At 63.4% G+C, this 21,288-nt stretch carries 22 protein-coding genes; 11 read left to right on the top strand and 11 right to left on the bottom strand.

The genetic code is table 11. From position 1 onward, the window contains the following. Positions 1-154: 154 nt before the first annotated feature. Positions 155-1,771 (top strand): sensor domain-containing diguanylate cyclase, encoded by a 1,617-nt coding sequence (locus PSm6_RS23380; protein WP_021219065.1) that lies wholly within the window; start codon positions 155-157, stop codon positions 1,769-1,771. Between the two features lie 58 nt (positions 1,772-1,829). On the opposite strand, the gene PSm6_RS23375 is transcribed toward PSm6_RS23380, so the two are convergent. The 3 genes from PSm6_RS23375 to PSm6_RS23365 are packed head-to-tail and all read right to left on the bottom strand — an operon-like array spanning position 1,830 to position 3,549. Further along, the gene (locus PSm6_RS23375) at positions 1,830-2,492 is read right to left on the bottom strand and encodes a DUF799 domain-containing protein (RefSeq protein ID WP_265168391.1); all 663 of its coding nucleotides are present in this window, start codon (positions 2,490-2,492) and stop codon (positions 1,830-1,832) included. Continuing rightward, complete coding sequence (locus PSm6_RS23370) at positions 2,489-2,842, bottom strand: DUF4810 domain-containing protein (protein WP_031287569.1); 354 nt, start codon at positions 2,840-2,842, stop codon at positions 2,489-2,491. The genes PSm6_RS23375 and PSm6_RS23370 overlap by 4 nt, the downstream gene beginning before the upstream one ends. Before the next feature lie 23 nt (positions 2,843-2,865). Next, positions 2,866-3,549, bottom strand: a complete 684-nt coding sequence (locus PSm6_RS23365) for a CsgG/HfaB family protein (RefSeq protein ID WP_021219068.1) — start codon at positions 3,547-3,549, stop codon at positions 2,866-2,868. 600 nt (positions 3,550-4,149) lie between these two features. On the opposite strand from PSm6_RS23365, the gene PSm6_RS23360 reads away from it, so the two are divergent. Then, positions 4,150-4,983, top strand: a complete 834-nt coding sequence (locus PSm6_RS23360) for a hypothetical protein (protein WP_021219070.1) — start codon at positions 4,150-4,152, stop codon at positions 4,981-4,983. Between the two features lie 104 nt (positions 4,984-5,087). Here the strand turns inward: PSm6_RS23360 and PSm6_RS23355 are convergent, their stop codons facing one another. From PSm6_RS23355 to nosR, 3 genes are all read right to left on the bottom strand, one after another. After that, a complete protein-coding gene (locus tag PSm6_RS23355; RefSeq protein WP_021219071.1) occupies positions 5,088-5,525 on the bottom strand; it encodes a GNAT family N-acetyltransferase in 438 nt (145 codons plus the stop codon). A gap of 280 nt (positions 5,526-5,805) precedes the next feature. Continuing rightward, positions 5,806-6,333: a response regulator gene (locus tag PSm6_RS23350; protein ID WP_265168390.1), complete on the bottom strand. Its 528-nt coding sequence runs from the start codon at positions 6,331-6,333 to the stop codon at positions 5,806-5,808. 17 nt (positions 6,334-6,350) lie between these two features. After that, entirely contained in the window at positions 6,351-7,682 is a 1,332-nt protein-coding gene (gene nosR / locus PSm6_RS23345) for a response regulator c-di-GMP phosphodiesterase, NosR family (RefSeq protein WP_265168389.1), read from the bottom strand. A 365-nt stretch (positions 7,683-8,047) separates the two neighbouring features. On the opposite strand from nosR, the gene PSm6_RS23340 reads away from it, so the two are divergent. From PSm6_RS23340 to PSm6_RS23320, 5 genes are all read left to right on the top strand, one after another. Further along, positions 8,048-9,910: a putative bifunctional diguanylate cyclase/phosphodiesterase gene (locus tag PSm6_RS23340; protein ID WP_021219074.1), complete on the top strand. Its 1,863-nt coding sequence runs from the start codon at positions 8,048-8,050 to the stop codon at positions 9,908-9,910. Then, the gene (locus tag PSm6_RS23335; RefSeq protein WP_021219075.1) at positions 9,907-10,872 is read left to right on the top strand and encodes a cytochrome-c peroxidase; all 966 of its coding nucleotides are present in this window, start codon (positions 9,907-9,909) and stop codon (positions 10,870-10,872) included. The genes PSm6_RS23340 and PSm6_RS23335 overlap by 4 nt, the downstream gene beginning before the upstream one ends. Next, on the top strand, positions 10,869-12,686 hold the full coding sequence (locus PSm6_RS23330) for a DAHL domain-containing sensor histidine kinase (RefSeq protein ID WP_021219076.1): 1,818 nt from the start codon (positions 10,869-10,871) through the stop codon (positions 12,684-12,686). The genes PSm6_RS23335 and PSm6_RS23330 overlap by 4 nt, the downstream gene beginning before the upstream one ends. Next, positions 12,670-14,076: an ATP-binding protein gene (locus tag PSm6_RS23325; RefSeq protein WP_265168388.1), complete on the top strand. Its 1,407-nt coding sequence runs from the start codon at positions 12,670-12,672 to the stop codon at positions 14,074-14,076. Before PSm6_RS23330 ends, PSm6_RS23325 begins: the two co-directional genes overlap by 17 nt. A 122-nt stretch (positions 14,077-14,198) precedes the next feature. Then, positions 14,199-14,897 carry a dual specificity protein phosphatase family protein gene (locus PSm6_RS23320; RefSeq protein ID WP_021219078.1) on the top strand — a complete coding sequence of 233 codons (699 nt, stop codon included), beginning with the start codon at positions 14,199-14,201 and terminating at the stop codon, positions 14,895-14,897. Between the two features lie 93 nt (positions 14,898-14,990). Here the strand turns inward: PSm6_RS23320 and PSm6_RS30610 are convergent, their stop codons facing one another. Then, on the bottom strand, positions 14,991-15,377 hold the full coding sequence (locus PSm6_RS30610) for a hypothetical protein (protein WP_371877168.1): 387 nt from the start codon (positions 15,375-15,377) through the stop codon (positions 14,991-14,993). On the opposite strand from PSm6_RS30610, the gene dusA reads away from it, so the two are divergent. Continuing rightward, positions 15,292-16,230, top strand: coding sequence for a tRNA dihydrouridine(20/20a) synthase DusA (gene dusA / locus PSm6_RS23315; RefSeq protein ID WP_371876960.1), 939 nt, complete (start codon positions 15,292-15,294; stop codon positions 16,228-16,230). The genes PSm6_RS30610 and dusA overlap by 86 nt on opposite strands. Here dusA and PSm6_RS23310 read toward each other — a convergent pair. Next, complete coding sequence (locus tag PSm6_RS23310; RefSeq protein WP_021219128.1) at positions 16,227-16,505, bottom strand: hypothetical protein; 279 nt, start codon at positions 16,503-16,505, stop codon at positions 16,227-16,229. The genes dusA and PSm6_RS23310 overlap by 4 nt on opposite strands. Positions 16,506-16,805: 300 nt before the next feature. On the opposite strand from PSm6_RS23310, the gene tal reads away from it, so the two are divergent. Continuing rightward, entirely contained in the window at positions 16,806-17,735 is a 930-nt protein-coding gene (tal, locus tag PSm6_RS23305; protein ID WP_265168386.1) for a transaldolase, read from the top strand. A 59-nt stretch (positions 17,736-17,794) separates the two neighbouring features. On the opposite strand, the gene rssC is transcribed toward tal, so the two are convergent. Continuing rightward, entirely contained in the window at positions 17,795-18,277 is a 483-nt protein-coding gene (gene rssC, locus PSm6_RS23300; RefSeq protein WP_021219130.1) for an anti-sigma factor antagonist RssC, read from the bottom strand. Beyond that, a complete protein-coding gene (gene rssB / locus PSm6_RS23295; RefSeq protein WP_021219131.1) occupies positions 18,274-19,458 on the bottom strand; it encodes a two-component system response regulator RssB in 1,185 nt (394 codons plus the stop codon). Before rssB ends, rssC begins: the two co-directional genes overlap by 4 nt. 219 nt (positions 19,459-19,677) lie before the next feature. Between rssB and PSm6_RS23290 the strand changes: the two genes are divergently transcribed. Continuing rightward, complete coding sequence (locus PSm6_RS23290; RefSeq protein ID WP_021219132.1) at positions 19,678-19,977, top strand: PilZ domain-containing protein; 300 nt, start codon at positions 19,678-19,680, stop codon at positions 19,975-19,977. A gap of 59 nt (positions 19,978-20,036) precedes the next feature. On the opposite strand, the gene PSm6_RS23285 is transcribed toward PSm6_RS23290, so the two are convergent. Beyond that, on the bottom strand, positions 20,037-20,738 hold the full coding sequence (locus PSm6_RS23285; protein WP_031287576.1) for an MlaA family lipoprotein: 702 nt from the start codon (positions 20,736-20,738) through the stop codon (positions 20,037-20,039). A 108-nt stretch (positions 20,739-20,846) separates the two neighbouring features. Here PSm6_RS23285 and PSm6_RS23280 point away from each other — a divergent pair, with 108 nt between their 5' ends. Then, the gene (locus PSm6_RS23280) at positions 20,847-21,257 is read left to right on the top strand and encodes an acyl-CoA thioesterase (RefSeq protein ID WP_031287577.1); all 411 of its coding nucleotides are present in this window, start codon (positions 20,847-20,849) and stop codon (positions 21,255-21,257) included. The last annotated feature ends 31 nt before the right edge of the window (positions 21,258-21,288 follow it).

Genomic DNA, 21,288 nt, shown 5'->3' with positions numbered 1-21,288 from the left:
AACCACTTGATTGGCGTCACATCCTGTTACATTCATTGCAAAGCCGATGACAGGTTGTCGTGCGGCAGAGACGAGACTGCCTCCAACGGACCAGGGACGGGACCATGAGCCTCCACGTCGTCCAGCGTAGCCAGCCGTTTCTCGAGGTATTGATGTGAGCACCACGGCCAACCGATTCTCCTCCCTGCTGCACCTCGTGCGCCTGCACTTCGGCGTCAGCGCTGCCGTGCTGATCGAGCCCGACGGCCCGCTCGCCTGCGATGGCATCGACCAGCAGCGAGCCGCTCGCACGCTGGTTTCCGGCACTCCCCAACCGATCGCCCGCTGCCCCATCGCCGATGGCGGCGGCGAGCTGCTGCTGTTCGATGACCAGCCCCGCGAGGTGGACCAGCAGGCGCTGGCCGAATTCGCCAGCCTGGCGAGCGAATTGTTCACCCGCCGCCGCGAAGTGCTGGGCATGCGGGAGTGGCTGCGGGTGCTACGGGAAAAGGAACAGCGCCTGGCCCTGGCCGTGGCCGGCAGCGGCACCGGCATCTGGGACCGCGACGTGGTCAACGGGCTGATCCACTACTCGCCCGGCTGGAAATCGCTGCTGGGCTATGCCGACGATGAAATCGGCACCCGCATCGAGGACGCCTACGTCCGCGTACACGCCGACGACCTCGAATACGTCCGGCGCACCATGCTCGACCACTTCGAATCGCGCAGCGATCAGTACAAGGTGGAGCATCGCCTGCGCCACAAGGACGGCCACTTCATCTGGGTAAGCAGCCGCGGCCGTGTGGTCGAGCGCGATGACCAGGGCCGCCCGCTACGAATGATCGGCACCACCACCGACATCACCGAAATGAAGCGCATGGGCGAGCGCCTGGAGCAGAACCTCGAACTGCTGACGGAACTGACCAACGAGATCCCCGGCATGGTCTTCCAGTACATGGGGCGCCCTGACGGCAGCGGCAGCTACCGCTACATCAGCGCCGGCAGCCTGGACGTCTACGGGCTGTCCCCCGAACAGCTGAAACTGCCCAACGGGCGAGAACGCATCCTGGCACTGGTCCACCCAGACGACCTGCCCGCCTACCAGAACTCATTGGAAACCTCCGCCCTGGCCCTCACTCCCTGGCAGATGGAATACCGCGTACTGATCCCCGGCCGCCCCACCGGCTGGCGCCAGGGCAATGCCCACCCCAAGCGCCTGGCTGACGGCAGCGTGCTCTGGCACGGCTTCATCACCGACATCACCGAACAGAAGCGCATCGAGGTCGAACTGCAGGCCCTGGCCACCACCGACTTTCTCACCCAGTTGCCCAACCGCCGCCATTTCATGGCGCGCCTCGAAGAAGAACTGGCCCGGCTGCAACGCGCGCCGGGGCGTGGCGCGGTGCTGCTGATGTGCGACCTGGACCATTTCAAGGTGATCAACGACCGCTGGGGCCATGGCGTCGGCGATGACGCCCTGCGCCACTTCGCCGCCCTCCTCGCCGGGCAGATGCGCCGTGTCGACCTGGCCGGCCGCATGGGTGGGGAAGAGTTCGCCGTGCTGCTCAATGACGCCGACCACGCCAGCGCCCTGGTCTTCGCCCAGCGCCTGCAGCAGCAGATGCTGGAAACCCCGCTGCGGCACCAGGGCGAAGTGATCCCCCTGACCGTCAGCATCGGCATCACCACCCTCGATGCCGGCGACGCCAACGCCGAAGCGGCGCTTTCACGCAGCGACCTGGCCCTCTATCGGGCCAAGGCGGAAGGACGTAACAGGATCGAGATGCACTGACGTTGCCACCCGGTAGCCAAGCGGGCCGGCGCACCCTTGCGGTGCGCCGGCGATCCGATCAGTCGGTGCCGTACTTCGGCGAGCGCGGACCGTAGAGCAGGCCACCGTTGTAACCGGTGGAGAGCAGGCGCGCGCTGGTGATCCCGGCGATGGGATAGGACGCGTCCTCCATGGAGCTGTTGATGATCTGCTTCACCGCAGCCGTCACCAGCATGCCCACCAGGCCGCCACCGTTATTGTTGTTGTCTTCCTCGCTGGAGGCACTCGCCGAGCCGGTCCACAGGGTGGTGCCGCTTTTCAGGTCGACCAGCTTGGCGCTGGCAGTAACGATGGATGCACTGCTGATCAGCATGTACTGGGTGCCGTACTCGCTCACCGTGACATAGAGCGCAGCATCGGCGCCATAGACCTCGCGCAGCTTGGCCGTCGGCAACTGGTGGATGTCACCGGGGCTGGTCAGGCCGTTCTGGCGGAAGGTCTCGTCCACCAGCGCCACCGGCACCACGTAGTAGCCGGCTTCAGCCAGCGGGTAGGTCACCTGGGACAGCATGCTGTAGGTGGCCTTCACGTCGGGCGACTCGTTCAGCGGCGGCAGCACCAGGATGGAACGCGGGCGCGCTTCCTTGTAGGCCGAGTAATCGACGCTACGGGTCGGCGCGCAGCCGCTGACCAGGGCCGCCAGCGCGGCGCAGGCCAGCAGGCGGGAGAGTAGACGGGTCATTGGGCGCCTCCCTTGGCGTTCTTCATGAGGAAGTCCATGTACGAAGCGGATTCGGGGAACAGCGCCTTCTCGGTCTCGAAGGAACGCATCATCTCGTCATCCTTGCCCAGGCTGGAGTACAGCAGGCCGAGCTGGGCGTGATAGCCCGGCGGTACCGCGCCGTTCTTGGCCCGGATCTTCTGCAGGTCGGCTTCCAGCGCCTCCAATTGCGCCTCCTTGGATTCGCCCTTGAAGTACTGGTTGACCTGGGTCTGGTAACCCTCCCACTGGTACAGCGTCTTGGGGCCGCTGCAGCCGGCCAGTGCCAGGCTGCCCAACAGCGCGGCCGCGCATGCGATTGTCCTGCTCATGTTCATGTCCTGACGTCCCTGTTTCAGTTCTGCGGCTTCCAGGCGCCGCTCTCCACCGCATTCACCAGCTTGTTCACCGCCTCGCGCATGGCCAGGTCGAGCACCTTGCCGTTGAGGGTGGAGTCGTAGCTGGCGGTGCCGCCGAAGCCGATCACTTCGCGGTTGGACAGCGCGTACTCGCCGGCGCCCTGGGTCGAATAGACGACCTCGGAGGTGGAGATGTTGACGATGTTCAGGGCCACCTTGGCGTAGGCGATCTGGGTCTTGCCGCGACCGAGGATGCCGAACAGCTGGTGGTCGCCCACTTCCTTGCGGCCGAACTCGGTGACGTCGCCGGTGACCACGAAATCGGCACCCTTGAGGCGCTGGGCCTGGCCCTTGATCGCGGCTTCCTGCTGGATCTCGCTCATGTTGTCGCGGTCCAGCACGTTGAAGCGGTTGGTCTGCTGCAGGTGAGTGATGAGGATGGTCTTGGCCTGGCCGCCGAGGCGGTCGACGCCGTCGGAGAAGATGCCGCGCATGTAGCTGGAGCGGTTATCGAACTTGCCGACCGCGATCGGCGCGCGCACGCCACTGTAGGGACGGTTGACGCTTTCGACCTGCTGCACGGCGACGGCGGTGGAGGTTTCGGTGGCGCAGCCCGACAGGCCGGCCAACGCCACCGTAGCCAGGATCGGCAGCAAAGCGGTTCTCGAAACGATGCTCATGGGGTTCTCCTTGAACGAGCGGAAGGTGCCGGCGACGGCCGCCCGGTGGGCAGCGGTGCATCGGCGGAGGTGATGGGCGAAGCGATAAGACTGGAGACGCCCTGCGGGGACGATTCCCCACATGCATCCACCGGAAAATCTGCCGAATGTGATTGCGTCGGCGAAATACCATGCAGCGCACGGCCGCGTACCTGATGGCGGGCCCTATGCAGTGCGTGATCGGCAAGGGGGCGGAACGAGCGGGCCAGAGGAAACCCGGCCGGGCTGAGGGGTGAAGACAACATCCAATGTCCTGCGACTACGGCTCCATGGATCTTGCTCCCCGGCAGCGCGCCGACGCCGCACGCGGGCGGGCCTGGGGAACAGACTGGCGCGGAGGATACTGGCCTTTCGCCGTAAATCCGACGATCGGCCGACCAGCGGACGTATCGGCTGGACCTGCTGATACCCCCGTCACACACCCACGCCAGCGCGGCTGGCGCCCCCACTGCAACCAGGGCGGAAGCCGCGCGCGACGCGACCTGAGGCAATTTGCCGCGAGGCTGGCAGGCCCAAGCCTGCATAGATTCAATCCAGATGATTAGCCTAGGAGCCCTGCATATGGATAGCGAAAGCGGCACCCTCGACCGTGACTACCAGCGGATTCACCGGGAAGCAACGGCACTGGCCGGCACCCTCACCGACCTCGGCCAGCGCGCCTCGGTCTACCACCACCTCTACGAGGATTCCGGCGGGCGCAACGTCTTCCCGCTGATCGCCGCCCACGGCGCGCTCTGGGGCGCCGGCTACTTCGCCCTGGGCATGCGCGTGGGCACCCTGCTCTCCGCGCAGTTCCTCTTCACTCCCGCACTCCGCCACCACAAGCTGCGCCAGTTGCACGCCTTCGCCGACGCCTTCCGCGAAATCAACCGGCGGGTCTGCGTCGAGGCCTATACGGCCTATCACCTCAGCCGGCTGCATGGCCAGGCCACCGGCATCGGGCACTACCTGCAGCCACGCCTGCTGGCCGCGCTCAACCGCTGCCACCAGGCCCAGGCGCTGGGCGAGCCGCTGCCGCAACCGGTGCGACGGGAGCTGTTCGAAGCGTTCTTCCTCTGGGAGCAGGAAGTCATAGTCGGGCCCGCCGTGGAGCATGCGCTAGCAACACTGGACTGGCCACTGATCCGCCAGGTAGCGCTGCGCCCCCGCATCGAGTTCGCCTACTTCGCCAGCAGCCGTGACATGAAATTCAGCGACTTCGCCAGTACCCGAGAGCGCATCGAAAAAGGCATGCGCGCCTACGAACTGGCCGAGCAGGCGGGACTGGATCGGGTAGAGGCTGCGCTGAGCCGCTACGGCGTACTGCCACAGGCCTTCTTCCATGACTCGCTCGCCCATTTCCGCGCCCTGCGCCAGCGCCTGAACCTGCCCGAGGCGTTGCCCGCGACCGGTTGAGTCGCCAGGCGCCTGGGGCGGGGCCGTAAAAGGTGTGAGGGAATGCCAGGCAATGAAAAGCCCCGGCACGAGCCGGGGCTTCGGGTGTAACGCCAGCCCGTGGTTCAGGCGGGATAGAGGTGGACGATGCGCTTGCCGTTATGCAGGTCATGGATCTTGTAGCCCTGCAGCACGTTCTCCCAGAACGAAGCCGCGATATCGCTCTCGATCTCCAGAACCAGCTCATCCTTGCCCCGCTTCTTCAGCAGGTCGATGATCTGAGCCACCGCGCGCCTGCCCACCCCCTTGCCACGAGCGGGCACTGCAACGAACAGCCGGAAGATCTCGAAGAAACCCGAATTGCCGGCAGAAGCGCCTCGGACCACCGCAAAGCCAACGTAGTCACCCCCAAGCGCCACCAGGTAACACTCCTCGTCCAGGGCTACGGTCAACTCCCCGCTCATCACCTGCCTGAAACTGCTGTAACCATCCAGCTCGAGCAGCTTCTCCGCAGCCTGGATACCCGGAGCGCCCGCCAGGTGAATGGAAACCCGATCCGACATGAAGAACTCCTTTCCGTGGTTGATTTCGGGCGCATCCTAGCGACTGGAAACCCGCCGCAATTGATCCGGCGCATGGATCGCCGCACTCTCCCGGACGCACGTTCTCGGGTTCGTGACGCTGTTGGCAAGACGGCGAAAGCGGGCCGGGGCCCGGTGCGAGGCGATGGCAGCAGGACGTCCGGCACGGGCAGGACCGATGATCCATGGCCACGCCCCGGGGCGTGATTCCAGGGGTTCAAGGAGGAGCGAATGGGGAGGACGGGGACCGTAGCGCCGGGGCTCACTCCTCCCCGTCCAGCACGATGCGACCCTGTTCATCTCGCTGCACTTCGTACAGCTCACCGTGACGGGTCTTGAGCACCTTGATCTGCATGCGCTCGGCTTCGCCCCGGTGCTTGTGGATCTGCAGGAGGTCGAGTTCCCTGCGGTCATGCTCGCGCGTCCGGTACAGGTTCAACGCCCCCCGGACGGTGGCGAGCAGCTCTGCGTTTTCCCAGGGCTTGGGGATGAGCCGATAGATTTCAGCCTGGTTGATCGCCTGCATCAGTGCCTGGTGATCGGCCATGCCGCTCAGGAGGATACGGATGCTGGCGGGCTGGCATTGCTTGGCGAATTGCAGGTAGGTGACGCCATCGATGTCGGGCATATGGTGGTCGCAGACGATCACCTCATAGGGCTTTTCCGCCAGGGCGTGCAACGCCAGGACCGGATCGTCGAACGGTTCCAGCTCCCAGTCGGCATCCCGCATCGCTCGCTGGAGCGTGCGGAGGATCAACGGGTCATCGTCGACCAACTGGATACGTGCCATGGGTACCTCCAGTGAAATCAGGCTGTTTCCGCAACGCGCACGAACACGGTGTAGCGCGCACCTTCCATCGCCTCGAAGGCGATCAGTTTCTCTACCAGCACCGGGGTCAGCGCCTTGCCCGCGTTGAGCAGCAACATGCCGTTGTCCGCGTTGAGGTTGCGTGCCAGCACCATGCCGCCTTCGAGGTCGCGCGTACCCAGCCCGCGCACGCGGGGATCGGCGAGCGTGATGTCCGTCAGGTATGAGGCGCAGACCTGGACGAAGGGCTCGATCATGTCGGGGTCGTACAGCCGCCCCGCGTACTTGCGAATGAACATCAGGGCCTCGTCCCGGTTCATGTTGCGCTCCAGCACCAGGCCTCGTTGCAACTCCACGAAGTCCACGGCGAGCTTGAGCAATCTCGAACCCTGGGGGATGGCGCTGCCCTTGAGGTGGTCTGGAAAGCCGCTGCCATCCCAGCGCTCTTGATGGTGGCGGATCAGCCTTGCCGCATCCTGCATCGGTTCGAGCGACATCAGCAGCGATTCGCTGGTTTCCGGGTAAGCCCTGAAGGTATCGCGCTCATGGTGGTGCATCAGGTCCGACGGCCTCGCCAGCATGCTGTCGCTCCAGCCGAGCTTGCCCACGTTGTAGAGCGCAGCGGCCATGATCAGGTCGTGCTCCAGCGAGGACTCCACGAGGCCGGCATTGCAGCAGGCACGGACCAGTTCGTTGAGCGCCTGGTTGGTTTGCTTGCCCTGGGGAAGCCGCTGGTTGACCAGAAGGGAAAAGACCTCGGTGCTGACCACGTAGCTGCGCTTGAGCTCCGCGTAGGCCAGGTCGAGCATGTCGGCCGTCTGCTGGAGCTCTGCGGTACGCGACTCGACGCGTTTCTCCAGCGTCGCATTGAGCTGTTCGAGGGCGGCCTTCTGCTGCCGGGTCACCTTCTCGAGCCGCTGGCGCTCGCGTTCGGAGTGCAGGTGGGCCAGCGACTGCTCGAGGGTGGACAGGAGCTCCGCGTCATCCCAGGGCTTGCTCAGGTAACGGTATATGCGCCCCTCGTTTATCGCCTTGATCAGCGTCGGCATGTCCGTGTAGCCCGTGAGCAGGATGCGGATGGTCTGCGGATGACGTCGATAGATTTCCGCCAGCAGCGTCGCACCGTCCATCGATGGCATGCGGGCATCGGACACGACCAGATCGACGGGATGACTGGCGAGCAGTTCGAGAGCCTGCTCGCCGCTCTCCGCCAGGAGGAGATCGTAAGGCTGGCTGCGCAGAAGCCTCTTCAGGCTGTTGAGGATGAAGACCTCATCGTCAACCAGGAGCACAGTGAAACGGGTCGCATCCGTGGGTGTGTTGTCTTCCATGCCATCCGCTCTTGCCATGGCTCGCATCGGAGCCGGGTCGAAGATGTTTTTCAGCGTAGTCGCTTTCACTGCCCGTAAAGCGGCGAGACACGAGCAATTGCAGGATGGAGATCGACAGGAACGGCACACTTGGACATGACTTGTACGCACTGACGATCGTGTAGCGGAACCATTCAGGTTTTCTCGCCATCGACCCTGGTGCTTGCGAACTGCACCGTATCACCGCCCGGCGATTGAACTTGAACAATGGCCAAGCCCGTACTTTAAGAAGTAAGGGACGGGCCAATTGCAGGGATGTGGCAACCGATGCGCGTATTGTTTACAGCCAGTCGGACGGCGTGGCGACATCGACCACGTGCGCTGCCATGAGCCACTACATTCCTGCGGGAAACCGGCGCGTCCTGATCATCGACGACACCCCTTCGATGCATGAGGACTATCGCAAGATCCTCAGCCCCGAGGCGACACAGTGCCTCTCCTCGATGGAGTCCCTGCTCTTCGGAGTAGCGGAACCCAGGCCCTCCACCCGCTACGAACTGGATCATGCCTACCAGGGCCAGGACGGCCACGACCTGGCGGAGCAGGCGTTGGCCGAATACCGCCCCTACGCGATGGCATTCGTCGACATGCGCATGCCTCCGGGTTGGAACGGCCTCGAAACCATCGAAAGGCTCTGGCGGCTCGATCCTGATCTGCAAATCGCGTTGTGCACGGCGTTCTCCGACCTGGCGTGGGACGAACTGAGCGAACGCCTGAACCTCAATGACCGGCTGCTGGTGCTGAAGAAGCCATTCGATGCCATCGAAATCCGCCAGATCGCCAACACCCTGACGGCCAAGTGGCAGGCCATGCAGGAGAACAAGATCAGGGTCAAGGCGCTGGAGATCACCATCGAACACCGAGCATCGGAGTTGCTGAAACTCGCGCACCATCTTCAGTACGACGCGCTGACCGGGCTTCCCAACCTGAACCTTCTCCGGGACCGGCTGGTGCGGTGCATCCGCACATCGCCGACGTCCGGATTCTCTCTCCTGTACATCGGCCTCGACCGTCTCAAACATATAAACAACGCCTGGGGTTATCCATTCGGGGATGCCGTGCTGCAGGCGAGCGGCACCGCCATCCAGCGCGCGCTGAAGGACGAGGACGTGCTCTACCGGCCAGGCTCGGACCAATTCGTGGTGGTGGGTGACTTCTCCGACAGAGGGGGCGACACCGCATTTTCCGCCCAGCTCCTGGCCGCCATCGCCACACCGCGCCTAGTTGAAGGTGAGGTGCTGGCCGTGACGGCGAGCATCGGGGTGAGCCGCTACCCTGACCACGGCGACGACCCGCGCATGTTGATCAAGCGGGCCGAGACCGCCATGCACGAGGCCAAGGGCCAGGAACGCAACACGGCACGGCTCTACGATCCGATGCTCAAGCAGCGCGCCCGGGACCAGCAGTCACTGGAAGTGGCGATCCGGCGCGCACTGGAAAACGAAGAGTTCGTGCTCCATTACCAGCCCAAGATCGACCTGCGTAGCGGCCGCGTCATCGGCTGCGAGGCCCTGATACGGTGGTTCCAGCCCAACGGCGAAGCCATTCCGCCAACCCGCTTCATCCCGGTAGCGGAAGAGTCCGGTCTTATCGTGCCCTTGAGCCGATGGGTGCTGAAGGAGGCGTGCCGGCAAACACACCTGTGGAATCTTCATGGGTCCGGGCCGCTCTGTACCGCGATCAATCTTTCCCCTGTGGACTTCCGCCAGGGCGACTTCCTCCCGGCACTGAAGCAAGCGCTGAAGAGCTCGGGCGTCGATCCCGGCTGCATTGAACTGGAAATAACCGAGCGCCTGCTGGTGCAGGATCATGAAGGCAGCGCCCTCGTGCTGCAGGGCGCCAAGTCGCTCGGGGTAAGGCTGGCGATCGACGATTTCGGCACCGGCTATTCCAATCTCGGCTACCTGAAGCTGTTCCCGATCGATACGTTGAAGATCGACCAGTCGTTCGTCCGCGACATAGGCGTGCATGAGAAGGACGCAGCCCTCGTCGCCGCCATTATCGCCATGTCCGACAGCCTCGGGCTCACCGTCACGGCCGAGGGGGTCGAGACCGCCGAGCAGCTGGAGTTCCTGATGAGCCGACACTGCGATGAAGCTCAGGGCTACCATTTTTCACGGGCCTTGCCGGCCGCCGAATTCGCTGAATTCGCCAGGCGCCGCAACGGCCACGCCGGAGCGGAACGATGAACGCCCACATCAAGCAGCGCATCCTGCACCTTGCGCTGGTGGTGTTGCCGCTGGCCTCCCCGTGCATCGCCGCGCCGCTCAATGAACCGATCAAACCCTTGCCTCGCTGGCATACCGAAGACGCGGGACGGGCCGAGCTGGGCCGCCGGCTTTTCAACGACAAGCGCCTCTCCGCCAACGGAGCCGTGGCCTGCTCCAGCTGCCACCAGTTGGACCGGGGCGGGGCCGATGACAAGCGCCTGTCCGTCGGCCTCAACGGTGACCTGACGCTGGTGAACACGCCCACCGTGCTCAATGCCAGCCTCAACTTCCGCCAGTTCTGGAATGGCCGCGCCGCGACCCTGGAGGCGCAGGTCGACGATGTCATCCGCAACCCCAGGGAAATGGGGTCCGAATGGCCTGCGTTGCTCGCGCGCCTGGCGGCGGACGAGACCTACAGGGACGCCTTCGAGTCGAGCTACGCAGATGGGGTGACCCAGGCGAACGTCCAGAACGCCATCGCGACCTACGAGCGGACGCTGCTCACGCCCAAGGCCCGATTCGACCTGTTCCTGGAAGGCGACTCCACGGCCATCAGCGATGAGGAGAAGACGGGGTATGCGCGCTTCAAGCAGAGCGGATGCATCTCCTGCCACCAAGGCATGAACGTGGGCGGCAACATGTTCCAGAAATTCGGGGTCATGGGGGACTACTTCAAGGACAAAGGGAGCAGCTCCGAAGCCGACCTCGGGCGCTTCTCGGTCACCGGCCGGGACGAGGACCGCCATGTGTTCAAGGTGCCAGGCCTGCGCAACGTCGAGCTCACCGCGCCCTACTTCCACGATGCCTCGGCGCAGACCCTGGAGGACGCCGTGGACGTGATGTTCAAGTACCAGCTGGGCCGCAAGGCGGACCCGGAGGACAAGCGGCTGATCATCCTCTTCCTGAAAACGCTGACGGGTGAAACGAAAGGTGCGCAGTGAGCGATATCCGCAGGGGTAACCTCTGGGTCGTATTGGTTGGCGCCGCTCTCGCACTCGCCGGCACGCTCCTGTTCCTGTTCCTCCGGGCGGATGCCTACGAGCCCGCCCGCTACTTCGGGTCGCTGGCGATACTCCGCCAGATCAAGCAGAGCGATGCCCAGTGGGAAGTCCAGGTGCTGCGCTCGCGCATGGGCATCAACCTTGACTACGACTTGCTGGTCGACCCGCTCAGTGAAATGGACAGCAACTGGCAGCGCCTCGAACAACGCCTCGCGGATGCGCCCCTGCACAACCCGGAGCGTTGGGAACGGAGCAAGGAGCTCTACAGGACGGCGCTTGAGGAGAAATCCGGCCTGATCGAGGCGTTCAAGTCGCATAACGCCATCCTGCGGAACTCACTGAATTTTCTACCCACCGCCGAAGATGACGTGCAGAACCTGATCAGTGACCAACGCAGCAGCATGGTGCTCGACACGACATCCGGCTACGTGTTCGACGCACTCCTGAGCACGATGGAGTATTCGCAGGTCACCACGGACGAAAAGGCCGAGGACATACAGCTCGGCCTGCAGAAGATCGAGGAACAGAAGGCCGGGCTGAGCCCTGACATCGGCAGCGCCATCGACCTGTTCTCGGCTCATGTCCGGACCGTTCTCAGCGAACAGAAGCAGGTCAACGCCCTGCTCAACCAGATCGCCGCCGTGCCTGTGGCCACGCGCCTGGACGCGCTGATCGAAGTATTGAGCGGGGAGCAGTTGGCGGCCGCCGCCCAGGATCAGATCTCCCACCGCTACCTGCTGGTATTCGCAGCCATCCTGGCGGCGCTGCTGTTGTTCCTGGGCTACTGGCTCCTGCGCAGCTATGCGGAGATCAACCGCATGAACAAGGCGTTGCAAGCCGCCAATGACGAACTCGAACGGCGGGTACAGGTACGGACCCACGAACTGCAACGAGCCCAGAGCGAGCTGGTTGCCGCTGCCCGGCATGCGGGCATGGCCGAGATCGCGACCAACGTGCTGCACAACGTCGGCAATGTGCTGAACAGCGTGAATATTTCCGCCGACCTGGTGGCGCGCCGGGTGCGCAATTCCAAAGCGCTCGGCCTGGCCAGGGCGGTGGAGATGATGACGGCGCACCAGGAGGACCTCGGCGCCTTCATCAGTCACGACGAGAAGGGAAAGCTGCTGCCCGGCTACATCGCCCAGGTATCGGAGGCGCTCTCGTCGGAGCGGGAGAGCATCGTCAATGAGCTCGAGCAGATGACTCGGAGCGTCAACCACATCAAGGAGATCGTCTCGACCCAGCAGTCCTACGCTGGCCCCTCCAGCATCGTCGAACCCATCAGCATCAATGAGCTCATGGAAGATGCGTTGCGCATGCAGTCCGACTCGCTGGTTCGCCACCAGGTCGAGATCGTGAAGGAGTATGACGACCTGCCGGAAGTCGTCCTGGACAAGCACCGCACCCTGCTCATCCTGGTGAACCTGATCAGTAACGCCAAGCAGGCCATGAGTGCGCAGGAGGATCGGCCACGACGCCTGACCCTGTCCGCGCAACTGGGGGCCTCCAGCCTGACCATCCGCGTCCGGGACAACGGCGAGGGGATCGAGCAGGCCAACCTGACGCGCATCTTCGCCCACGGCTTCACCACCCGGAAAGACGGCCACGGTTTCGGGCTTCACAGTTGCGCTCTCGCTGCCATCGAGATGGACGGCTCGTTGCGGGTCGAAAGCGACGGCCTGGGGACGGGTGCCTGCTTCACCCTGGAAATCCCAATGAAGAAGAGAGGGCTGGCGCATGGACAACCCGGGTAACCGCCGCATTCTGCTGATCGACGACACGCCGTCCATCCACGACGACTTTCGCAAGATCCTCGCGCCGGAGCCCAGTGATACCCAGGCGCTGGATGCATTCGAAGCGCAGTTGTTCGGCACGGGCCCGACCACGGAGGTGAGAGAGTTCGAGATCGATTCGGCCTATCGCGGCCAGGACGGCCTTAAGCTGCTGGAGAAGGCACTGGTCGAGGACAGGCCCTATGCGATGGCCTTCGTCGACATGCGCATGCCGCAGGGGTGGGATGGAGTGGAAACCATCGAGCACCTCTGGCAGACGGACCCGCGACTGCAAGTCGTCGTCTGCACCGCATATGCCGACTATTCATGGGAGGAGCTGCTCGCCAGGCTCAGGGTGGCGGACAGGCTGCTGATCCTGAAGAAGCCCTTCGACAATATCGAAGTCAGCCAGCTCGCCTGTTCGCTCACCGCCAAGTGGGACATGACCCAGCGCCTGCAGCAGCAGATGGAAAGCCTCGAACACCAGGTGCGGGTCCGGACCGAGGACCTGACACGTACCAACAGCGTCCTGCAGCAGGAGATGGCCGAGCGCAAGCAGTTGGAAAGCCAGTTGATACAGAACGAGAAGCTGGCATCGATCGGGCAGCTCGCCGCTGGCGTAGCGCATGAGATCAACAACCCGATCGGCTTCATCTCGTCCAATCACAGCACGCTGGAAACCTACTTCCGCGAACTGCTTGAAGTCCTGCAGGCCTATGAATCGGCGGAACCATCCATCGCAGACGAGGACTTGAAGGCACGGGTGATCGCCCTTCGCAAGCGGGTCGACCTGGATTACCTCAAGGACGACATCCCCTCGCTGCTGAATGAAACGAGGGAGGGCATCGGCCGGGTCCGCAAGATAATCCAGGACCTGAAGGACTTCTCCCGCGTTGATACCGACACGGAGTGGCAATGGGCCGATATCCATCAGGGCATAGAGTCGACGCTGAACATCGTGGCGAGCGAGGTGAAGTACCGCGCCGACATAGTGCGGAACTTCGGCGACCTGCCGGAGGTGAAATGCCTGCCCTCGCAGATCAACCAGGTCGTCATGAATCTCGTGGTCAACGCAGCGCAAGCCATGGGGGAGGCACGAGGAAGAATCGTGATCACCACCTGGGCGGGCGACGGGCGGGTGGGGATCGAGATAGCGGATGACGGCAGTGGCATTCCTGATGATGTGCTGCCCCACATCTTCGATCCGTTCTTCACCACCAAACCAGTCGGCAAGGGCACGGGCCTGGGGCTTTCGCTCTCCTATGGGATCGTGCAGAAGCATGGCGGCACCCTGTCGGTGCAAAGCCATGAAGGCGAAGGAACCCGCTTCAAGATCGAACTACCGATCGATGCGTCACATCGCCAGGCATGAGCGCTGCCCTTCTCCGGATCGCTAGCGGCATACCGCTCCGGCTACTAGATTGAATCAGCGCACTGACGGGGCAGCAGCCGGCGCGCGCATACAGGGAACAGTGGCGAGAATGGAGGCAGGTCATGCCATACGAAAAGAGTGGCTGGACAATCTCGGCAGGTTACAGAGGAGGAGTCATCCAAGGCCCGGGAGGGGAAACCATCTACTTCGGAACCCATCACGACCTGTCGAAGACCGCGAACAGAGTGGATCTGCGCCATATGAGCCATGGCATGGATGACACCGCAGATAAGTGCATTCCCTGTTTCATAGCGGCTGCGGACATCATCCATTCGGAACTGCAAACCAGGGGCTCCGCGACGGTACATTGCGCTAACGGTAACAGCAGGACCTCCTTCGCACTCATCGCGTACCTTTGCCGTTACGCCGGGTTCACGATTGAAGACGCCGGCACCTTCCTGACAAAGGGCCAGGCAGAGCGCACCGACATCACCTTCTCCCTTACGAAACAGGTCAATAACAACAGCTATTGGGGTTGGCTAAACGAGGCGAAGTGGTCCGAGATTGTTACCGATGCCTCCAGGGGGACTGACTACAGGGCGATGTACAGCGTCTCGGGCCCATCAAAAAGCGGAAACAAGGTGCACCACGCCGTTCAGACGAATATCTCCCGCGGGATACCCAGCGCACACGCAGTGGAGGATGACGACAGCTCCAGCAGTTCCGACTCTGTGCATTACTCCTATGGAATGCGCATTCGGGAATCCGAAGTCCGCGAACTCAAAAAGAATGCGGCGGTTTATATGGGGTACAAGTATTAGGTCAGCCCGATTTACGTCTTCTAACGGGGAGCCTTGCCAATCAACCGGATAGCACTTGTGCGACACCTGGAACCACCAATGGCAAAGGGATGATCACAGCGGGCAGAGAGCGTTGCCTGGAGTGGCAGGATCACCTGAGCGCCCGAGCCCTGGCGCTGTGCAGCCAGCGGAAAGCGAGGCTTCCTGATAGACTTGCACCCCTTCCCGCATGATCCGGATCTGGGCCAGATAGGCCGCAGTTCCGTCCTTGCGCTTTCGTTTCCTGAGCGTCGCCATGTCATCCGGAAACGGCCCCAAACCGCCCTCTATCAGCTGTACGAAAATGCTTAAAGAAATAGCCTCTAGCCCAGCAACCACGCGCCCTGCGCTGTCCCGCCGCTTTTCCGTGGCGCCGATGATGGATTGGACAGATAGAAATTGTCGGTTCTTCCTACGCCTGCTTTCGCGCCATGCGCTGCTGTACACGGAGATGGTGACCACCGGGGCGCTGCTCCAGGGGGATCGTGCGCGCTTCCTGCGTCATGACGAGGCCGAGCACCCTCTGGCGCTGCAGCTGGGCGGCAGCGTGCCGGCCGATCTGGCGGCCTGCGCGCGCTTTGCGGAGGAAGCGGGTTACGACGAGGTGAACCTCAACGTCGGCTGCCCCAGTGACCGGGTGCAGAACAACATGATCGGCGCCTGCCTGATGGGGCATCCGGCGCTGGTGGCCGATTGCGTGAAGGCGATGCTGGACGCGGTGGCGATCCCCGTGACGGTCAAGCACCGCATCGGCATCAACGGCCGCGACAGCTATGCCGAGCTGTGTGATTTCGTCGGCCAGGTCCGCGACGCCGGCTGCCGCAGCTTCACCGTGCATGCGCGCATCGCGATCCTCGAAGGCCTGTCGCCGAAGGAGAACCGTGAAATCCCGCCACTGCGCTACGACGTCGCCGCGCAACTGAAGCAGGATTTCCCGGACCTGGAGCTGATCCTCAACGGCGGCATCAAGACGCTGGATGAGTGCGCGGCCCACCTCGAGGTATTCGACGGCGTGATGCTCGGCCGCGAGGCCTATCACAACCCCTACCTGCTGGCAGGCGTGGATGCGCGGCTATTCGGTGGCCAGGCGCCGCAACCGACCCGGGCCGAGGCCCTGGCGGCACTGCGCCCCTATATAGAACGGCACATCGCGGAAGGCGGGCAGATGCATCACATCACCCGCCATGTGCTGGGCCTGGGCCAGGGCTTCCCCGGGGCGCGGCGCTTCCGTCAGCTGCTCTCGGTGGACGTGCACAAGACCCAGGACCCGTTGGGCCTGCTGGATCAGGCCACCGAGCTGTTACGCGGCCACTAAGCCGCGCTCTGGCTCCGCGCCAGGCAGTAACCCTTCTGCCCTTCGGGCACCACCAGGCCGCTTTCCAGCATGCGGCCAAGCACCTGGCGCACGCTGATCAGTGACAGGGGCTCGCCGGCGGCGTTGAGGCGCTCGTGCAGCAAGCGGGTGGAGATGCCGCCGGTTTCCTGGCTGGCATCGCAGAGTACTTCCAGTACCTTCAGGCGGGGCAGGCTGGCCTTCAGGCCGGCCTCCTGGAGCATGTGGCGCAGGTGCTGGTGGTCGCTCATCGGCATGGCATGACTCCTTGTTGTATCTGTTGCCTGTTCGGCTCGCATCGAGGCTGGCTGTCCTGCTGGCCTCTTTTCCCCCTGCAATTTCAGGGGTTCTACTAATAAAGACGAACGAGAACGAAAAACCCGCAAGAAAAAAGGAAAAAAATCCAAATCCGGCGGTCAGACTGCTGCGGCGGTTCCGCTCGATCCCTCAGGGAAGAATGACGCGGGACAAGGCCACGAATTTACCCGCACCGCCCCGTTGAGCGGGCCAGGCGGCTCGGGTAAGGTCATGCAATCTGCAACGACAAGGCTTCGTCCATGACATCCAAGCTGGATCAACTCAAGCAGTTCACCACCGTGGTCGCCGACACCGGCGACCTCGACGCCATCGCCCGCCTCAAGCCGGTCGATGCCACCACCAACCCCTCGCTGCTGCTCAAGGCCGCCGCCCTGCCCCGCTACGCCGAATTGCTCGACGCGGCGGTCGCCGGTAGCGCAGGCGACCTGGGCCTGGCCTGTGACCGCTTCGGCGTCGCCGTCGGCCAGGAGATCCTCAAGGTGATCCCGGGCCGCATCTCCACGGAAGTGGACGCCCGTCTGTCCTTCGACACCCAGGCCACGCTGCGTCGCGCCGAACGCCTGATCGGCCTCTATGACAAGGCCGGCATCGGCCGTGATCGCGTGCTGATCAAGATCGCCTCCACCTGGGAAGGCATCCGCGCCGCCGAGCAGCTCGAGCGCGACGGCATCCAGACCAACCTCACCCTGCTGTTCAACTTCGCCCAGGCGGTCGCCTGCGCCGATGCCGGGGTCTTCCTCATCTCCCCCTTCGTCGGGCGCATCTACGACTGGTACAAGAAGGCCGAGGGCCGCGACTTCGCAGGCGCCGAAGACCCCGGCGTGCAGTCGGTCTCGCGCATCTATCGCTACTACAAGGCCCACGGCTACGACACAGTGGTCATGGGGGCGAGCTTCCGCAACCTCGGCCAGATCGAACAGCTGGCCGGCTGCGACCGCCTGACCATCAGCCCCGACCTGCTGCAACAGCTGGCTGACGACACCGGCACCCTGGAGCGCACGCTCAGCGCGGGCAATGACAACGAGCCGCGCGTCGCCCTGGACCAGGCCCAGTTCCGCTGGCAGTTCAACGAAGACGCCATGGCCACCGAGAAACTCGCCGAAGGCATCCGCCTGTTCGCCCGCGACCAGGAAAAGCTCGAAGCCCTGCTCAACGCCCGCCAGAAATAAAAACGCGCGCGCAGCCACAAGGCTGCGCGCGCGGGTTCACCAATCAGGGGGAAAGACGATCAGCTGCGCTCGAGGGCGCTCACCAGATCGTGGAAGGCTTCTCGATTGGACTCGTTGAGCCCCATCAGGATGCGGTGTGCTTCCAGCACCTTGGTGCGTACCACGTCCTCGGTCTGGTCCTGCGGAGGCAGGTCTTCCAGGCATTCCGGGCATGGCAGCGGCTTGCCGACGATATTGAACACCTGGTCGAACCCCATCGACTGCAACAGTCGAGTAATGTCCGGGTGGGTGGTCACCACGGTCGGCAACAGTCCTACCTTCTGCCGCGAGAGGATCGACAGCTTGGCCAGCAGGCCCAATGTAGTGCTGTCGATGCTGCGAGTTTCCGTGAGATCGATGACGATCGCAGAGAAATTCAGCGCGGAGAAGATCTTTTCAATGGTCGCATCCAGAGCCGAACACAAGGTAAGGCGAATTTCACCGACGAACTTCAGGACGAAGGTTCCGTCCTGCTCGGCAAACTGGATTTTACCGGTACTCATGCAAGGTTCCTGCTCAACACCAGCAAGGCGATATCATCCGGCATCTCGCCCAGATTGGCCAGTCCAAACACCTGTCGCAAGCCATCCAGACTGCCACCTGCCGTGCACACCAATTCCGGTAGCACAGCCTCTTTTTCTTTGAGCGTATCTCCCGGCAAAAGGTCCAGAATGCCGTCGGATAAAAGCGTCAGACTGAAGGACTCCGGCAGCTCGAGGACCTGGTCCTCGTAAGTCGCCTCATCGAACAGCCCAACCGGAAGGCCGCGCCCGCTCAGGTAACGCGCCTTGCCTTCGCTGAACAGCACCGGCAGCGGCAGGTGCCCGCCGATGCTGTAGGTCAGAAGACCGCTTTCTTCGTCGATCACCCCGCCGAGCATGGTCACGTGCTTGCCCAGCTTGCAGTTGATCAACCCACGGTTGATATGGCCGAGCACATCGGAAGGCTTGAACTCCGGGAGCAGCCCGCCGCGACGGGACTCATAGAGCAGCCGGGTGGTCATGAACTTCAGCAGCACGGTGACGAACGCCGACGACGCGCCATGGCCGGAGACATCGGCCAGGTAGAAGGCGACGCGGTGATCGTCCACGCGGAAGTAGTCGACGAAATCCCCCGACAGGTACAGCGACGGGATGATCTGGTGGGCGAACTTCAGCCCATCCACCGTCCAGGGCGTCACCGGCAGCATGTTCATCTGCACCTGGCGCCCGGCGTTCTGGTCTTCCTGCAGCAGGTGCAGGCTGGCCTGGAGCTCGCGGTTGGCCGCTTCCAGCTCTTCGCGGTAGCGCTGGTTCTCGACGCGCAGGGCGTGGCGGTCCAGCGCCCGGTGCACCGAGTGCTCCAGCACCGCCAGGTCTTCCAGGGGTTTGATCAGGTAGTCGGCCGCGCCCAGGCGCAGCGCTTCCACGGCATCGCTCATGACGCCAGCGCCGGACACGACAATGACCGGGGTATCGGACTGGAGTTGGTTGACGCGGCGGATGAGCTCGAGGCCATCGACCTGTGGCATGCGCAGGTCGCAGATCACCAGGTCAGGACGTTCCTGCTCGAAAACCTGCAGCCCCTGCAAGCCATTGGCAGCCTGCAGGACGCTGAAACCACTGTCTTCCAGATAGGCCGCAAGGCTTGCGCGCACTACCTCGTCGTCATCGATGATCAGCAGCTTGGCACTGGTATTGTGCATGGAGTATCCAGGCAAACGGCGCCAGGGGACGGGCTGGTTGAACACCCGGCCCAAGGCCCTGGTGCGCGTATGGGGGTTCGCTTCAAGGCGCAGACGGTACTCCCATCCGCGGGGCGATTCAAGCGTGCACCGATTGTCGAAACCCGCCTTTACACAAGAAATCGACGGGAGTTATAAGAAGCTCGGGGAGAGTCCATCAAATACAAGAGGACAGTGGCAATGAGCCAAAGCGATCGAGCCTATAGCGAGAAACGCGATTTCATCCGGATGCAAGTCGAAGCCCATGTCGTCCTGCATCATGCCGGACGCGAGATTCCCGCCCTTTGCCGCGACCTCTCCAGTACCGGCATGCAGCTGGAAGCGGACGTGGAGCTGGCGATCGGCGACAAGGTCAAGGTCCACATCCCATCCGACCACGCCGAACTGCAGGGCCTCCTGGCTGAAGCCGAGGTGGTGCGCCTGAGTGATAGCGAGAACGGTGGCAAGTCCATCGGGCTCGCCATCATCTCGATGCGCTGAGCAACGCGCGGAAACGAAAAAGGCGGCCCGATGGCCGCCTTTTTCATACCCGCGAACGCTTAGAAGTCGTCCTCGACCTCGCCGTCGCGCACCTTGAACTCACGGTTCTGCAGGTAGGCGTTGCGGATGAAGTTGTACTTGTCGCCCTGGATGAACTTCTCCGCCGACAGCAGGTTGGCGCGGGCGTCGATAACGTTCACACCACGGATCACGTTGCGCGTCGGCACGTGGTCGATGTACGGGTACGGGCCGAGGTAGCTGTCCGGGATCTTCGCCGGCGCGTCGCGCAGGGTGCTCGAGCCCAGCAGCGGCAGCACCACGTACGGGCCGCTGCCCACGCCCCAGGCGCCCAGGGTCTGGCCGAAGTCCTCGTCGTTGCGCTGCAGCCCCATGCGGGTGGCCACGTCGAACACGCCCAGCAGGCCGAAGGTGGTGTTGAAGATCAGGCGACCGGTGTCGACGCCGGCGTCATGGAACTTCGCCTGCAGCAGGTCGTTGGCCAGGTTTCCGACATCGCCGACGTTGTTGAAGACGTTGTGCACGCCGCTCTCGACGATATCCGGGGTCACCGCCTGGTAGCCCTGGGCGACAGGTTTCAGCGCATAGGTATCCAGGGTGTCGTTGAAGCGGAAGATCACCCGGTTGACGCCTTCCCACGGATCGCTTTCCGCCGCATTCGCCGCCAGCGGCAGCAGTGCCAGCCCCGCTACGCAGCACACACGACCCAGACGATCGAGCCACCCGGTGGCGATCATTCGCATTGCAGACTCTCCTAGAGAAAAGTAGTGTGGCGAACCCGTGGGCCGCCCGGTGAGGCGCGCATTATACGGCCATCGGGAACTCAATAGGCAGCATAGCGAAGGCGCCCGATGCAGGAAAAACGATTGCTTCATATTGCCCGCATCCCGGTGCGCTGGGGCGACATGGACAGCTACGGCCACGTCAACAACACCCTCTATATCCAATACCTGGAAGAGGCCCGCGTCGCCTGGTTCGAGCAGCACGGCATCCCCATGACCAACGTCGAACAGGGCCCGGTGGTCCTGCAGACCCTGCACACCTACCTCAAGCCCGTGGTGCACCCCGCCACCGTGGTCATCCAGCTGTTCGCCGGCAAGGTCGGTACCTCCAGCCTGGTGGTCGAGCACCGCCTCAGCACCGAGGAAGATCCGCACACTCTCTACGGCGAGGGCTACTGCAAGCTGGTCTGGGTCGATCACGCCGGCAACCGCCCGGTCCCCGTGCCAGCCAGCCTGCGTGAGCTGATGAACGGCAGCTGAGCCGTCATCTTTCCTTAATCCAGCCGTCATG

The sequence above is a fragment of the Pseudomonas solani genome (assembly GCF_026072635.1).
GTDB lineage: Bacteria > Pseudomonadota > Gammaproteobacteria > Pseudomonadales > Pseudomonadaceae > Metapseudomonas > Metapseudomonas solani.
Note: the sequence above shows the minus strand (reverse complement) of the source record. Positions and strands in the feature narration are given on the sequence as shown.